The 15,340-nt window shown below is 45.7% G+C and carries 16 protein-coding genes and 1 pseudogene; all 17 read left to right on the top strand.

The window, feature by feature from the left end; genetic code table 11:
- The first annotated feature begins 4 nt into the window (after positions 1-4).
- Positions 5-2,503 carry a DNA topoisomerase (ATP-hydrolyzing) subunit B gene (gene gyrB, locus ACIQZ3_RS01075; RefSeq protein WP_397389736.1) on the top strand — a complete coding sequence of 833 codons (2,499 nt, stop codon included), beginning with the start codon at positions 5-7 and terminating at the stop codon, positions 2,501-2,503.
- Positions 2,504-2,508: 5 nt separating this feature from the next.
- Positions 2,509-3,003 (top strand): SET domain-containing protein, encoded by a 495-nt coding sequence (locus ACIQZ3_RS01070; RefSeq protein ID WP_397389735.1) that lies wholly within the window; start codon positions 2,509-2,511, stop codon positions 3,001-3,003.
- Positions 3,004-3,012: 9 nt separating this feature from the next.
- Positions 3,013-3,147: pseudogene (locus ACIQZ3_RS01065) on the top strand (DUF3717 domain-containing protein); the annotation flags it as partial.
- A 192-nt stretch (positions 3,148-3,339) separates the two neighbouring features.
- Positions 3,340-4,101, top strand: coding sequence for an ABC transporter ATP-binding protein (locus tag ACIQZ3_RS01060; protein WP_397389734.1), 762 nt, complete (start codon positions 3,340-3,342; stop codon positions 4,099-4,101).
- Positions 4,098-4,802 (top strand): ABC transporter ATP-binding protein, encoded by a 705-nt coding sequence (locus ACIQZ3_RS01055; RefSeq protein WP_397389733.1) that lies wholly within the window; start codon positions 4,098-4,100, stop codon positions 4,800-4,802. The genes ACIQZ3_RS01060 and ACIQZ3_RS01055 overlap by 4 nt, the downstream gene beginning before the upstream one ends.
- Positions 4,803-4,824: 22 nt before the next feature.
- On the top strand, positions 4,825-6,048 hold the full coding sequence (locus ACIQZ3_RS01050; protein WP_397389732.1) for an ABC transporter substrate-binding protein: 1,224 nt from the start codon (positions 4,825-4,827) through the stop codon (positions 6,046-6,048).
- A 17-nt stretch (positions 6,049-6,065) separates the two neighbouring features.
- Positions 6,066-6,986 (top strand): branched-chain amino acid ABC transporter permease, encoded by a 921-nt coding sequence (locus ACIQZ3_RS01045; RefSeq protein WP_397389731.1) that lies wholly within the window; start codon positions 6,066-6,068, stop codon positions 6,984-6,986.
- Entirely contained in the window at positions 6,987-7,916 is a 930-nt protein-coding gene (locus tag ACIQZ3_RS01040) for a branched-chain amino acid ABC transporter permease (protein WP_397389730.1), read from the top strand.
- A 269-nt stretch (positions 7,917-8,185) separates the two neighbouring features.
- On the top strand, positions 8,186-10,111 hold the full coding sequence (mnmG, locus tag ACIQZ3_RS01035) for a tRNA uridine-5-carboxymethylaminomethyl(34) synthesis enzyme MnmG (protein WP_397389729.1): 1,926 nt from the start codon (positions 8,186-8,188) through the stop codon (positions 10,109-10,111).
- Entirely contained in the window at positions 10,104-10,766 is a 663-nt protein-coding gene (gene rsmG / locus ACIQZ3_RS01030; protein WP_397389728.1) for a 16S rRNA (guanine(527)-N(7))-methyltransferase RsmG, read from the top strand. Before mnmG ends, rsmG begins: the two co-directional genes overlap by 8 nt.
- Positions 10,767-10,790: 24 nt before the next feature.
- Positions 10,791-11,561 (top strand): ParA family protein, encoded by a 771-nt coding sequence (locus ACIQZ3_RS01025; RefSeq protein WP_397389727.1) that lies wholly within the window; start codon positions 10,791-10,793, stop codon positions 11,559-11,561.
- A 23-nt stretch (positions 11,562-11,584) separates the two neighbouring features.
- Positions 11,585-12,472, top strand: a complete 888-nt coding sequence (locus ACIQZ3_RS01020) for a ParB/RepB/Spo0J family partition protein (RefSeq protein ID WP_397389726.1) — start codon at positions 11,585-11,587, stop codon at positions 12,470-12,472.
- A 59-nt stretch (positions 12,473-12,531) separates the two neighbouring features.
- The gene (locus ACIQZ3_RS01015; RefSeq protein ID WP_397389725.1) at positions 12,532-13,041 is read left to right on the top strand and encodes an ATP synthase subunit I; all 510 of its coding nucleotides are present in this window, start codon (positions 12,532-12,534) and stop codon (positions 13,039-13,041) included.
- 33 nt (positions 13,042-13,074) lie between these two features.
- Complete coding sequence (gene atpB, locus ACIQZ3_RS01010; RefSeq protein WP_397389724.1) at positions 13,075-13,950, top strand: F0F1 ATP synthase subunit A; 876 nt, start codon at positions 13,075-13,077, stop codon at positions 13,948-13,950.
- Positions 13,951-13,995: 45 nt separating this feature from the next.
- Positions 13,996-14,262, top strand: coding sequence for a F0F1 ATP synthase subunit C (gene atpE, locus ACIQZ3_RS01005; RefSeq protein ID WP_012357116.1), 267 nt, complete (start codon positions 13,996-13,998; stop codon positions 14,260-14,262).
- Positions 14,263-14,325: 63 nt separating this feature from the next.
- Positions 14,326-14,796: a F0F1 ATP synthase subunit B gene (locus ACIQZ3_RS01000; RefSeq protein ID WP_397389723.1), complete on the top strand. Its 471-nt coding sequence runs from the start codon at positions 14,326-14,328 to the stop codon at positions 14,794-14,796.
- Between the two features lies 1 nt (position 14,797).
- Positions 14,798-15,334: a F0F1 ATP synthase subunit delta gene (locus ACIQZ3_RS00995; RefSeq protein WP_397389722.1), complete on the top strand. Its 537-nt coding sequence runs from the start codon at positions 14,798-14,800 to the stop codon at positions 15,332-15,334.
- Positions 15,335-15,340: the final 6 nt, after the last annotated feature.

Raw genomic sequence — 15,340 nt, 5'->3', positions numbered from 1 at the left:
AAAAATGACTGAAGAAAAAAAAGTAGTAGAGCAGTACGGTGCATCATCGATCCAGATCTTAGAAGGTCTTGAGGCGGTTCGTAAACGCCCCGGTATGTATATCGGAGATACCTCTGATGGCACAGGTCTGCACCACTTAGTTTTCGAGGTTTTAGATAACTCTATTGACGAGGCATTAGCAGGTTATTGCTCTGAGATTACTGTTGTTATCCAAACCGATAACTCAATTTCAATTGTTGATAACGGTCGTGGCGTTCCAACAGGAATTAAGTACGACGATAAGCATGAGCCAAAAAGAAGTGCGGCTGAAATTGTGATGACCGAGTTACATGCCGGTGGTAAGTTTGACCAAAATAGCTATAAGGTTTCAGGTGGTCTGCATGGAGTTGGTGTTAGTTGTGTTAACGCACTTTCAAAATGGTTGAGGTTGACTATCCGTCGTGATGGTAAAGCTCACCACATGGAGTTTGCGCGTGGTGTGGTTCAGAATCGCAACATTCAAAAAGAAAATGGCGTTGATACATCACCAATTACCATTACTGGTGATACAACTTTAACCGGAACTGAAGTTCACTTTTTAGCAGACGAAGATATTTTTGGAAATGTAGAGTTTCATTATGAAATTCTTGTTAAGCGTATCCGTGAACTTTCTTTCTTAAATAACGGCGTTCACATCAAATTAATTGATCAGCGCTCTGGTCAAGAAGAGGATTTTGCATTCTCTGGTGGTGTTAAAGGTTTTGTTGAATACATTAACCAAACCAAAAATGTTTTACATCCAAACATTTTTTACGCAGAAGGTATTCGCCCATCAGACTTGGGTGGCAACATTACTGCTGAAGTCTCTATGCAGTGGAATGATAGTTTTAGTGAGCAAGTACTTTGTTTTACTAACAACATTCCTCAGCGTGATGGTGGTACTCATTTAACTGGTTTACGTGCCGCTATGACGCGTGTTATCAATAAATATATTGATGAACATGAGGTCGCCAAGAAGGCAAAAGTAGAAATCTCTGGTGATGACATGCGCGAAGGCCTTGCCTGCGTGCTGTCGGTTAAGGTGCCTGAACCAAAGTTTTCAAGCCAAACAAAAGATAAATTAGTTTCCAGTGAGGTTCGTGGCCCGGTAGAAGAAATTGTTGCCGAGGCTTTGAGCGCCTATCTTCAAGAGCGTCCCGCTGATGCAAAAATCCTTTGCGGGAAAATTGTCGATGCCGCTCGTGCCCGTGAGGCTGCCCGCAAAGCGCGTGACATGACTCGTCGCAAAGGGGTTCTAGATGGTTTAGGTCTTCCTGGAAAATTGGCAGACTGCCAAGAAAAAGATCCAACTAAATCTGAATTATTTATTGTCGAGGGAGACTCTGCGGGAGGTTCTGCAAAGCAGGGGCGTGATCGCCGTTTCCAAGCGATTCTTCCTCTTAAGGGAAAAATCTTGAACGTGGAAAAGGCGCGTTTTGACAAGATGTTGGCAAGCCAAGAGGTGGTTACCTTAATCACCGTACTTGGTACCGGTATTGGTGCTGAAGAATATAAGGCCGATAAACTGCGTTATCACCGCATCATCATCATGACCGATGCGGACGTTGATGGTAGCCACATCCGTACACTCCTACTTACCTTCTTTTATAGACAGATGCCGGAGTTGATCGAGCGCGGCCATATTTATATTGCGCAACCACCGTTATATAAAGTGAAGTTTGGTAAGAATGAACAATACATTAAGGACGATGTTGAGCTTAACCAATTGTTATTGAAGATTGCCCTTGAGTCAGCGTCTCTCCAAACTCCTGCCGGAGAAATCATTGAGGGTGCAGCTCTTAATGAGTTGGCAAAACACTACCAAGTAATTCAATCTATCGTTGATCGTTTGTCACGGACAATTGATGAGGATGCTTTACGTGCAATTGCTTCCGGTACCCAGTTGAATTTAGATGCCGAACAGTCTGCTCAAGAATCTGCTGAGCGGCTACGCATTGCCCTTGCCGACTCTTTAAATCCTTTAGCTTTGCCACCAGAAATTATTGTGCAAAAGGAAGAGCGCACCGATCGATTTAAGTTATTACTGTCTCGTCGTATACATGGTAATTTGAAGTTATCTGCAATTAATTCTGACTTTGTTCATGGTGATGATTATCAAAGCCTAGCAAATGCTGCTGCGGTTTTATCTGGCAAAGTATTGCCTGGCTCAAAAGTGCGTCGCGGCGATCCAGATAAAAATCAAAAGGAACAAGCCATTCAAGATTTTAGAGCCGCCTTTGCTTGGCTGCTTTCCGAAGCGGAGCGCGTGCTCAGTCGCCAACGCTACAAGGGTCTTGGTGAGATGAATCCATCACAGCTGTGGGAAACCACGATGGATGCTGGTTCGCGCACTCTCCTTCAGGTCAAAATTGAAGATGCTATTGCTGCCGATCAAGTCTTCACCACCTTAATGGGTGATGAGGTAGAGCCGCGTCGTGCGTTTATTGAGAAGAATGCATTAATTGCTCGTAACTTGGATGTTTGATTTAGATGACTAAAAAGAAATTGGCTTTACCGAGTCTGGATAAGTCTTGCATTGTTGTTAGGTCTTCACCTATTCACGGTAAAGGGGTGTTTGCTGCAAAACCTATTAAAAAGGGCGCGGCCATCATTGAATACAAAGGTGAGCGCATTAGTTGGAAGTTGGCTGAGAAGCGCCACCCGCACGATCCCAAAGATCCAAATCACACTTTCTACTTCTCCCTGGAGGATGGGCGTTGTATTGATGCCAAGTACGGTGGCAACGCCGCACGCTGGATTAATCACTCTTGTAAACCTAGTTGTGAAACACGAGAAGATAGTTTTGATGGTGAGCCGCGTGTATTTATCTATGCTAAACGAGATCTCAAATTGGGTGAGGAGCTTTTTTATGACTACTCTCTTGAGGTCGAGGGCCGCATTACTAAGCAAATAAAAAAAGACTATGAGTGCCGTTGTGGTGCAAAAAAATGTCGCGGCACCATGTTGTCACTTGACGATAAGTAATTCTTAAAAATGTTGTTTGTGAACATTCAGGATCTAGAGTTAGCTATTAATTATTGGCGCAGCCAATCACCTGCAGTTGGTGAGGAGTTGCACTTGTGTCCAGGGGCTGCAGCGCTTGCAAAGCCATATGCCCTCATGATTGTTTAGGGTGCTCAAAGGGTTCCTACGGACGTTTTGGATGGGATGGCAAGACTGGCAATTCAAAACTTTTTTAAAAATAGCCATACAAAATAAAACAACATACACTTTGTGTGTTTAGGGTTATCGCTATATTAGTAAGCGCTCTCTTAGGTTATTCTCAAACGCTTGCCCAAGGAAGGGTATGAGGATCTAAGCTTGCAAGAAACAATATTAAAAACAATTGGCCTTGGAAAAACCTTTAAAGGTTTTTCTGCGGTGAGTGATGTCAATCTAGATGTCACTCGGGGAACCATCCATGCCCTTATTGGGCCTAATGGAGCAGGCAAAACTACTTGTTTTAACCTCCTTACAAAATTTTTAGAGCCTAGTAGCGGCCAAATTCTATTTAATAGTTTTGATATCACCAAAGAAAAGCCAGCGCAAATTGCGCGGCGCGGTGTTGTCCGATCTTTTCAAATTTCCGCTGTTTTTCCGCATTTAACTGTTTTAGAAAACGTTCGTGTTGCGCTGCAGCGAGGTTTGGGTACCGAATTTTATTTCTGGAAGTCCGGAGACTCGCTTAACGTGCTTAACGAGCGCGCTGAGGCGCTCCTGTGTGAGGTTGGTTTGGCTGATTTTGCCCACGAAGAGACTTTAAATCTAGCCTATGGGCGCAAAAGAGCTTTAGAGATTGCCACCACCATGGCTATGGAGCCCGAGTTAATGCTGCTGGATGAGCCAACACAAGGCATGGGGTATGAAGATGTGGAGCGCGTTACCGAGTTAATTGATCGGGTGGCTAAGGGCCGCACTATTTTAATGGTTGAGCACAATATGAAGGTGGTTTCATCTATTGCTGACCGCATTACGGTATTGCAGCGCGGCTCAGTTTTAGCTGAAGGCTCCTATCAGGAGGTTTCAAACAACCCGCTGGTGGTTGAGGCTTATATGGGTAGTCACGGGGGTGACGGCATATGAGCAATATGGCCCTAGAGGTTAAAAACCTTCAATCTTGGTATGGAGAGTCCCATATTCTTCATGGCGTGAACTTTGCTGTGCGTGATGGTGAGGTGGTTACTCTTTTGGGTCGCAACGGCGCTGGTCGCAGCACCATTTTAAAAACGATTTTGGGCTTAACCAGCAAAAGAACGGGTTCGGTAGAGGTTTACGGCGCTCAAACTATTACGATGCCAACCTATAGAATTGCGCGCTTGGGGGTTGGTTTCTGCCCAGAAGAGCGTGGCATCTTTGCCAGCCTAAGCACTGAAGAGAATTTGATGTTGTTGCCGGAGATCGCGCCTGGCGGAATGGGTTTGGATGAGATCTATGAGATGTTCCCCAACCTCTATGAGCGGCGAAACAGCCCCGGTACAAGGCTATCAGGTGGTGAGCAGCAAATGCTCGCAATGGCCCGCATCCTGAGAACGGGCGCAAAACTACTCTTACTAGATGAAATTACTGAAGGCCTGGCCCCGGTGATTGTTCAAAAGCTGGGTGAGGTGGTTACAAGCTTGCGCAATAAAGGTTTCACGATTGTGTTGGTGGAGCAAAACTTCCGCTTTGCTGCGCCCTTGGCGGATCGTCATTATGTGGTTGAGCACGGCAATGTGGTGGAAGTGGTTAATCAAAACGAGCTTGCTGAGAAAGCAAGCTTATTGAATGAGTATCTTGGTGTTTAGTGGTTATCTATAGGAGACAAAAATGAAGTTAAAGCAAATTACCGCGTGTCTGGTGGCGGCAACCTTTTTTGGTTCAAACCCAGCGTTTGCACAAACATCTAAAGTGAGTGGTGATGTAATCAAGATTGGCGTATTGACCGATCTATCTTCAACGTATTCAGACTTAGCTGGTCCTGGCGCCGTGATTGCAGCAAAAATGGCGATCGCTGACTTCTCAAAGGACGGCACTGTTGTTGGTAAAAAGATTGAGTTGGTTAGTGCTGATCATCAAAACAAAGCAGACATTGCCGCAAATAAAGCGCGCGAGTGGTACGACAAAGATGGTGTAGATGTGATTGTTGAGTTGGTGTCTACCAACGTTGCTTTGGCTGTAATGGAAGTAGCAGAACAAAAAAATAAAATCACCTTAGTTTCTGGCGCAGCTTCATTGCCAATTACTAATGAAAAATGTACTGCGAATAATGTGCACTGGACTTACGATACCTATGCACTGTCAAACGGCACTGCTAAAGCCGTTGTAAAGCAAGGTAAAAAGAATTGGTACTTCATTACAGCCGACTACGCTTTCGGTGCTGCTTTGGAGAAGGATTCAACCAACGTTGTTAATGCTAACGGCGGTAAAGTATTGGGCACCAGTAAGCACCCATTCCCTAACAGCGACTTCTCTTCATATCTTCTAAAAGCCCAAGCCAGTGGTGCCGATGTTGTGGCATTGGCGAATGCCGGTCAAGACACAATTAACTCAGTGAAGCAGGCTTCAGAGTTTGGTATCAACAAAAAGCAAACGGTAGTGCCTTTGCTTATGTTTATCTCAGACGTTCACTCTTTGGGTTTGAATGCTGCACAAGGCATGTACTTAACAGAAGGTTTCTATTGGGATAAAGATGATAAGACGCGCGCATTCTCTAAGCGTTTCATCTTGCAGCATAAGCGCATGCCCACCAGTGTTCAGGCTGGCGTTTATTCATCAGTTCTTGCTTACTTAACTGCAGTACAAAAAGCTGGCACTGACGATACTCAAGCGGTAATGAAGGCTTTGAAATCCACCAATATTGATGATGGATTATTCAAGGGAAAAATCCGCGCTGATGGTAAGTTTGAGCACGACATGTATTTGCTCGAAGTGAAGAAGCCATCTGACTCTAAGAGCCCATGGGATTATTACAACGTCAAGGCAGTGATTCCTGCTGCCGAGGCAACCCAACCACTTGCATTGTCACGATGCAAGCTGGTTACTAACAAGTAATTTATTTCTAGCTAAGTATGTTTGAACTTTTTGGAATTACCCCACAAGGGCTGGTTGCTCAGCTCTTGGTGGGGCTTATTAATGGCTCCTTCTACGCCATTTTGAGTTTGGGTCTGGCCATTATTTTTGGCCTACTCAACATCATTAATTTTTCACATGGCGCCCAGTACACAATGGGCGCATTTGTTGCGTGGATTGGCCTTACTCAAGTTGGCCAATGGTTTGGCTTTCCTGAGTTCTCAATCAATTATTGGTTTGCATTAATTCTGGTGCCCTTGGTTATGGCGGGCTTTGGTTTGATTCTCGAGCGCACAATGCTCAGGCGCCTTTACCACCTTGATCACCTTTATGGCTTGTTGTTAACTTTTGGCTTGGCACTCATCATCGAGGGCATGTTCCGTCACTGGTATGGAATTTCTGGTGAGGGTTATCCAGCACCAGAGTTGCTGCAAGGAGCGATCCCGCTTGAGTCGATTGGCATTATTTTGCCTAAGTACCGTTTGTGGGTGGTGGTAGCTTCTTTGGTGGTTTGTTTCTCTACTTGGTATGTGATTGAGCGAACTAAATTGGGCGCTTATCTTCGTGCTGGTACTGAAAATCCAAAACTTCTTCAAGCATTTGGCATCAATGTATCTTTAATGATTTCTTTGGCTTATGCTTATGGCGTGAGCCTTGCGGGTTTTGCTGGTGTTCTGGCCGCTCCAATTTTTCAAGTTAACCCATTGATGGGTTCGAATCTCATTATTGTGGTTTTTGCAGTTGTTGTGATTGGCGGCATGGGCTCCATCATGGGCTCCATTTTGACCGGCCTTGCATTAGGTTTGGTTGAGGGTTTAACTAAAGTTTTTTATCCAGAAGCTTCTGGCGTGGTTATTTTTGTGATCATGGCAATCGTGTTGCTCATTCGCCCTGCTGGACTTTTTGGCCGGGAGAAATAAGTGAGCTCAAAAACAAAACTTTTTTACGGCATCCTGGTTTTAATTGCCTTGCTGCTTCCGTTTCAAGATTTTATCTATTTAGTCTTTGCAATGAAGGTCTTTTGTTTCGCCCTCTTTGCTTGCGCCTTTAATTTGATGTTGGGATTCACGGGGCTTCTTTCTTTTGGACACGCGGCATTCTTTGGAGCCTCTGCTTACATCACCGCCTATCTTTGTAAAGAGGCGGGCTTATCTCCGGAATTCGGTATTGCGTTGGGTGTTTTGGGCTCTGGCATCTTAGGCTTTCTGATTGGCTCTTTAGCCATTCGTCGACAAGGTATTTATTTTGCGATGGTGACGCTTGCGCTCTCCCAGATGGTTTACTTCTTAGCGGTTCAACTCCCCTTCACTGGTGGTGAGGATGGCATTCAAGGTGTTCCACGCGGAATGTTATTTGGCTTAGTTGATTTAAAAGATGATGTCAGCATGTATTACTTTGTGCTTGCGGTTTTCTTGCTTGGATTTGCCTTGATCGTTCGCACAGTACATTCCCCATTTGGCCAGGTCTTAAAGGCCATTCGCGAAAACGAGCCACGTGCAGTTTCTTTGGGTTACGACGTTGATCGTTTCAAGCTGATTTCTTTTGTGATTTCAGCTGCGCTTGCGGGCCTTGCTGGCTCCTTGAAGACGTTAGTCTTTCAGTTGGCAACATTGACGGATATTCATTGGCACATGTCTGGTGAAGTTGTTCTAATGACATTGCTTGGCGGCATGGGAACTATTCTTGGCCCAGTAGTAGGTGCAGGCATTGTGGTTGGTTTGCAAAACTACTTGGCTAACATTGGCTCTTGGAGCACCATTGCGACAGGATTCATTTTTGTAATCTGTGTCTTGGCATTCCGTCGCGGTGTTGTTGGCGAAATCATTCATCTCTTTAAGAAGAAAAGTTGATTTAGGTTTTTTTCTGATGAGTTTTTAGTGCGGCGCTTCGGCGCCGCACCCATTTAAAACTTCCCACCACTTGCTCAAGATATGCCGCCACTTCTCGGTCGCGGGTGTTGGGGATTTCGTAACACCAACAATTTCCGACTATTTTTATAAAAAATCAATTAAATCAATGACTTACGAAGTAAATGTGAAATTCATTCTTGTTGGAGTGAGTATTTGTTTCACGTGAAACCTACAAAATGCTATGATCATCGCCCTATCTGAGGCAAATCATGCGTTATTCAAAGAACTTCGATGTCATTGTGGTTGGCGGCGGTCACGCCGGGACTGAGGCTGCCTTGGCGGCTGCGCGCATGGGATGCGATACCCTTCTTATTACTCACAGTATTGAGAGTTTAGGTGCCATGAGCTGTAATCCCTCAATTGGTGGGATTGGCAAAGGCCATCTAGTTAAAGAAATTGATGCTATGGGTGGCGCTATAGCGGCAGCTACCGATGAGGCCGGTATTCAGTTTCGGATATTGAATTCAAGCAAAGGCCCTGCTGTTCGTGCGACCCGTGCACAAGGTGATCGAGTTCTATATAAAGCAGCGATTCGCCGCCGTCTTGAGAATCAGGAAAACCTGACTCTTTTTCAAGCGGCTGTCGATGATTTGCTGGTTCAGGGCGACGAAGTCCAGGGCGTAGTTACGCAAATGGGTTTGAAGTTTATGGCCAAGAAGGTTGTCTTAACGGCCGGAACCTTCTTGGATGGCAAGATTCATGTGGGTTTAAATAATTACGCCGGTGGTCGAGCTGGCGATCCAGCGGCTGTTTCTTTGTCAGCCAGGCTAAAAGAGTTAAAACTTCCTCAGGGAAGATTAAAGACTGGTACGCCACCTCGGATTGATGGTCGTACTATTGATTTCTCGGTCATGCTGGAGCAGCCAGGAGAATTAGATCCTGTGCCCGTTTTCTCGTATTTAGGCAGGCCTGAGCAGCACCCAAAGCAAGTTCCTTGCTGGATTTCCCATACGAATGAGCAAACACACGACATTATTCGGGGTGGTTTAGACCGCTCGCCAATGTATACGGGAGTTATTGAGGGTGTTGGCCCACGCTATTGCCCTTCTATTGAAGACAAGATTCACCGCTTTGCCTCTAGAAATAGCCACCAAATCTTCTTGGAGCCGGAGGGTTTAACAACAAACGAGTTTTATCCCAACGGCATTTCTACCAGCCTTCCCTTTGATGTTCAGTGGAGTTTGGTGCGAAGCATCCGGGGTTTAGAGTCTGCGGTGATTGTGCGTCCTGGTTATGCCATTGAGTATGACTTCTTTGATCCGCGCCACTTGCGCCATAGTTTAGAGACTAAGGCGATTGCGGGCCTTTACTTTGCCGGGCAGATTAATGGCACAACAGGTTATGAGGAGGCTGCCGCCCAAGGCATGCTTGCCGGAATTAATGCTGGCTTAGCAGCGCAAGGTAAGGAGGCTTGGCTGCCGAAGCGTAGTGAGTCTTATATTGGTGTTTTGGTAGATGACCTGATTACTTTGGGCGTTCAAGAGCCTTACCGCATGTTTACTAGCCGTGCCGAGTACCGCCTGAGCCTGCGTGAAGACAATGCAGATTTGCGCCTAACTACGATTGGCCGGGAGCTTGGTTTGGTAGACGATTACCGCTGGAATACGTTCTGTAGAAAACAAGAAGCTGTTTCACGTGAAACATCTCGCTTACAAGATATTTGGATTGGACCAAAACATGGGTCTGCAAAGGCGGTTTCTGGGCTTTTAGGCCAAGACTTATCGCACGAGTGTAGTTTGGCTGATCTTTTGCGACGTCCCGGCATAACCTATGAGGCGGTCACCAATTTAGCGGATGGCCTTTGGTCGCCAGGAACTTTGGATGACGATTTGGGTTTGGCGCAGCAAATTAGCGACCAGGTTGAAATTTCTATTAAATATCAAGGCTATATAGATAGGCAGGCGGTTGAGATTGCTCGGCAAGAGCATAACGAGAGCTTCCCCTTGCCCAAGTCTTTGGACTACACCCAGGTTCTTGGTTTATCGAAAGAGGTGCAGCAAAAACTAAATCTACATAAGCCTGGCACCTTAGGTCAGGCTGGCAGGATTTCTGGTGTTACGCCTGCAGCCCTTTCGCTCCTGCTGGTGCACCTTAAAAAGGGCTTGGGTCGGATTCAAGAAGAAGCGCATGAGTAATGAGCTGGTTTCTTTAGGAATTGAGGGGCTGGGTCTCAACCTTAGCCCCGAGAATATTGCAGACTTAGAGCTCTTTTTGCAGGAGATGGGTCGCTGGAACCGGGTGCATAATTTGACTGCAATTGAGGGTGAAAAGAACTCAGTACGATTGCATCTAATTGATTCTATTACAGTTTTACCTATTATGCGTCAATTTTTGGATTTAAAAAATCCCAAAATTGCAGACCTTGGGTCGGGCGGTGGTTTGCCAGCAATCCCTATCGCCATCTTGCAGCCTGAGTGGCATGTGACCTTGATTGAGGCTATCCGCAAAAAAACAGCCTTCTTGCAACATGTGCGCGGCAAGTTGGCTTTAAAGAATATACAGGTTCTGAGTGAGCGCGTTGAAGCGGTGGCTAAATCACAGCCTGGACAGTTTGATGCGGTGATTTCTAGGGCATTTACTAATCTTGCTCACTTTCTAGAGCTCTCCCTCCCCCTTCTGAAGTCTGATGGCCTAGTGTTTGCAATGAAAGCTAAGCGGGCAGATGAAGAGCTGCAAGATGTTTGCATGAATGACTGGCGCCTGGTTGCCGATGAGCCCTTGCAGATCCCGAATTTGGCGGTGGAGCGCAGACTTTTAGTCCTATCCCCCGTGAGAAAATTACCCCTCTAAAGTACGACATTTTTAAGAAAAATTATGGCCAAAATATTTTGTATTGCAAATCAAAAAGGCGGTGTTGGTAAAACCACTACCGCTGTGAATTTGGCCGCTGGTTTAGCCGGACATCGGCAATGTGTTTTATTGGTAGATTTAGATCCGCAAGGCAATGCCACGATGGGATCGGGAATTGAAAAAGCGGATCTCAATAGCACTGTGTATCAAGTCTTAATTGGCCTGTCATCAGTGAAAGAATCTGCGGTGCGTTGCGAGAGTTCTGGCTACGATGTATTGCCAGCAAATCGTGATTTAGCTGGCGCAGAAATTGAGTTGGTAGATTTAGATTCTCGCGAACAACGATTGAAAGATGCGCTTGCACTCGTAGCAAATGACTACGATTTTATTTTGATTGATTGTCCCCCTGCATTATCTTTGTTGACGCTCAATGGATTATGCGCAGCGAACGGTGTGATCGTGCCAATGCAGTGTGAATATTTTGCATTAGAAGGATTGTCGGATTTAGTTAACACCATCAAGCAAGTACATGCGAATTTAAATCCCGACTTAGTGATCATTGGATTATTACGCGTGATGTTTGATGCGCGCATGACATTGCAGCAACAAGTCTCTGATCAATTGCTTGGGCACTTTGGCGACAAAGTATTTAAGAGCATTATTCCCCGCAATGTCCGCCTGGCCGAAGCCCCGTCCTATGGGCTTCCTGGGGTGGCGTTTGATAAGTCTTCGCGTGGCGCTAAAGCCTATTTGGAGTTTGGTGCCGAGATGATTGAGCGCATTAAGCAAATGTAAAACCTAGGAACAAGAAAAATATTATGGTTGCTATTAAGAAAAAAGGTTTGGGTCGTGGCTTAGAGGCGTTGCTCGGCGATAAGGCGCAGAAAGAAACTGCTGCTGAAATTAATCGCTTGCCATTAACCGCATTGCAGGCTGGTAAATATCAGCCGCGTCAAAAAATGGAAGCGGGCGCATTACAAGAGTTAGCTGAGAGTATTCGCGAGCAAGGTGTGATGCAACCATTGTTAGTGCGTTTGGTTGCTCCTGGTAAGTATGAAATTATTGCGGGCGAACGTCGCTTCCGTGCAGCAACACTGGCTGGCTTAAAAGAGGTCCCCGTTTTAGTTTCTGGTGCTAACGATCAAGCTGCAGCAGCGATGGCCTTGGTTGAGAATATGCAGCGCGAGGATTTGAATCCGCTTGAAGAGTCTCAGGGTCTCGCAAGGTTAATTGAGGAGTTTGGTTTCACGCACGAACAAGCGGCAAAAGCGGTTGGCAAATCACGCAGTGCTGTAACCAATTTATTGCGCTTAAATCAACTAGCAAAACCAGTGCAAGCCATGCTCTTAGCGGGGGATATTGATATGGGTCACGCTCGTGCTTTATTGCCTTTGCCTGGAGCAACTCAGGTGGCCTTGGCCCAAAGAATTGCAGCCCAAGGACTATCGGTTCGTGAGGCCGAAAGAATGTCTGCTGCCCTAGCGCTCGCCGGCGGTCAGATCGGGGACAAAAAAGCCAAAACCAAGACAGAGGCAGGCGCTCCAAGCCGAGATCCCGATATGCGTCGCTTAACTCAGGAAATCGCTGATTTAATTGGCTTAAATGCTGAATTTAAGTTCAAAGGAAAGGGCGGAGAGCTCAGAATTCGCTTTAGCCAGTTTGACGAGCTAGATTCTTTGCTAAAAAAGCTAGGCGTTGAGGCTTAAAAGTCTTCAGAAATGACCCTAAAACATTTGACCTACTGCAGTGCACACATTAAACTCACGTGGCTAAATTGATTCCTCAAAAAAATCGATTTTCCAAGGCAAATGAGTGGGATGGGCCCGAAGAAGATGTCTATCGGGTTTTAAGTAAGGCGGAAATGGCGGCGCTGCAAGAAAGCAATGCCGTAAAACACCCCCCACTATCGCCTTGGATGATTTTAGCTGCGCAAGCAGCTGTTACTGTGCTCAGTATGGTGACTTGGTCAATTTTTGGGGAGCCGGTAGGGGTAAGCCTTTATACTCAGTCGGCCTTTTTAGGTGGTTTAATTAGCGTCTTGCCATCAACCTTGTTTTTGATCAGGTTGGAGTTGGCAAAAAATACGCAGATATTGAATCCAGGTAATTATTTAGCAGCATTAGTTTCGGGCGAATTTATTAAAATCGTCGTTACTTTGATGCTGTTTTTGGGGGTTGCATATTTGATCCCGGGCGTGCTTTGGGCCCCATTGTTGGTGACTTATGTGCTTGCCCTTAAGTGTGTGTGGCTGGCGTGGTTGTGGCGCCAAGAGTAATAAATGAGATTGAACCAAAGGACTAGTTAAGAGATGTCTAGCGAAGTAAACCAAGCCCACGCGGCAGCCGAGCAAATGACGCCAACAGCGTACATTTCAGAGCACTTACAAAACCTCAACAATTCAGGTGGACCACAGACGTCCATTATTGATTTCAGCATCATCAATTTAGATACCATCTTTTGGGCATCCCTTATGGGCTTGATCACTGTATTCATTTTGTTGATTGCGGCGCGTCGTGCAACTCCAGGTGTACCAGGCCGCTTCCAGTGCTTTATTGAAATGATTGTGGAGATGGCCGAGACGCAATCGAAGAGCATTGTTCATGGCGACCGCTCTTTCATTGCCCCGCTTGCCCTGTTCGTATTCTTTTGGATCATCCTTTTAAATACCCTCGACTTGATTCCAGTGGATTGGGTTTTGGGCGTCAATCATTTCATCGAAAGTTTTGGTGTTCATGTTCCGCACCATAAGGTTGTTCCTACAACCGATCTAAATGCGACCATGGGTATGTCCATGTCTGTTTTACTTTTGGTTTTCTTTTACAGCTTCAAAGTAAAAGGTTTTGGCGGCTTCTTGCATGAGCTCGTTTCTGCCCCGTTTGGCGCGAAGTGGTACTTGGCCCCATTCAACCTTGCTTTGAACATCATCGAATATCTTGCTAAAGGTGTTTCACTGGGAATGCGACTGTTTGGCAATATGTATGCCGGCGAGTTAGTTTTCTTATTGATCGCATTGCTAGGTAGCGTGTGGACGTTTAATTTTGATTTATCCCTGCTCGGATTGGTGGGCCATGTTATTGCTGGATCAGCTTGGGCCATCTTCCACATTTTGGTTATTTTGTTGCAAGCCTTTATTTTCATGATGTTGACTTTGGTTTACATCGGGCAAGCACATAGCCATCACTAAGATTTTTATTTTTAACTTATCTCTTTAACTTCAGGAGTCAGCAACATGCAACAATTTCTCGCAAACATTCAAGGTTTCACAGCAATCGCTATCGGCATCATCATCGGCCTCGGCGCGATCGGTGCTTGTTTAGGCATTGCATTGATGGGTGGTAAGTACATCGAAGCTTGTGCACGTCAACCAGAATTGATGGAGCCACTCCAAACTAAGATGTTCCTTTTGGCTGGTTTGATCGACGCTGCGTTCTTGATCGGCGTTGGTGTTGCAATGTTGTTTGCTTTCGCAAACCCACTGCTCGCAGTTATTAAGTAATTGTTTTGGCGTGGATGACCACTGGGTCATCCAACCGTTCTCAACAATACTGAAAGGAATATCGTGAATCTGAACGCGACCCTATTCGCGCAAATGATCGTTTTCTTCGTCTTATGGTGGGTTGTTGCACGCTTTGTGTGGCCACCGCTAGTTAAGGCGTTAGATGAACGTTCAAGCAAAATTGCCGACGGCTTAGCTGCGGCCGAGCGTGGTAAAGAAGCACTCGCATTAGCAGGCAATGAAGCAGAGCAAGAATTAAATAAAGCACGCCAAGAAGGTGTGCAGCGTGTTGCAGAAGCAGAAAAACGTGCACAAATGTCCGCTGAAGAAATTCGCGCCAATGCACAAGCTGAAGCCGCCCGCATCATTTCTCAAGCTAAGCAAGATGCAGATCAACAAGTAACTCGTGCTCGTGAAGTGTTGCGTGCAGAAGTTGCCGTGTTGGCTGTGAAAGGTGCAGAGCAAATTTTGCGTCGTGAAGTTGATGCAAAAGCCCATGGCACATTGCTTGATCAACTAAAGGCAGAACTTTGATATGGCTGAATTAGCCACGATTGCACGCCCTTACGCTGAAGCGCTTTTCCAAAGCGCCAAGCCTGCTGAGCTTGCTACTTGTTTAGAGCAGTTAAATGAATTGGCGCAGCTAGCTGCATTGCCAGAGGTTGCTGCTTTATCAAGCAATCCAAAAGTATCTGCAGATGATTTAAGCAAATTGCTTTCCGGCATGGTTAAGACAAAGCTGGATGGCAAAACCGCAAGTTTTTTAAGTCTTGTAAATCAAAACCATCGTTTATCTGCCATTCCTGAAATTGCACGTCAATTTGAGGCAATGAAGAATCAGAGCGAAGGTGCAGCAGAAGCAATGATTACTAGCGCATTCCCATTAGAGGGTTCTGCGTTAAATGATTTGTTGTCAAGTTTGAAGAAGCGCTTTGGGGGTAAAGAATTGCGCCCAACTATTCAAGTAGATCCTGCGTTGATTGGCGGAGTTCGCATTCAAGTTGGAGATGAGGTGTTGGATAGTTCAGTTAAAGCACGGTTAGCTCAAATGCAAGCAAGTCTTGGCGCATAAGTTATC

Origin of the sequence: Polynucleobacter sp., from assembly GCF_044342855.1 — a bacterium.
GTDB lineage: Bacteria > Pseudomonadota > Gammaproteobacteria > Burkholderiales > Burkholderiaceae > Polynucleobacter.
The sequence above is the reverse complement of the archived record's forward strand: the minus strand, read 5'-3'. Positions and strand labels throughout refer to the sequence as shown.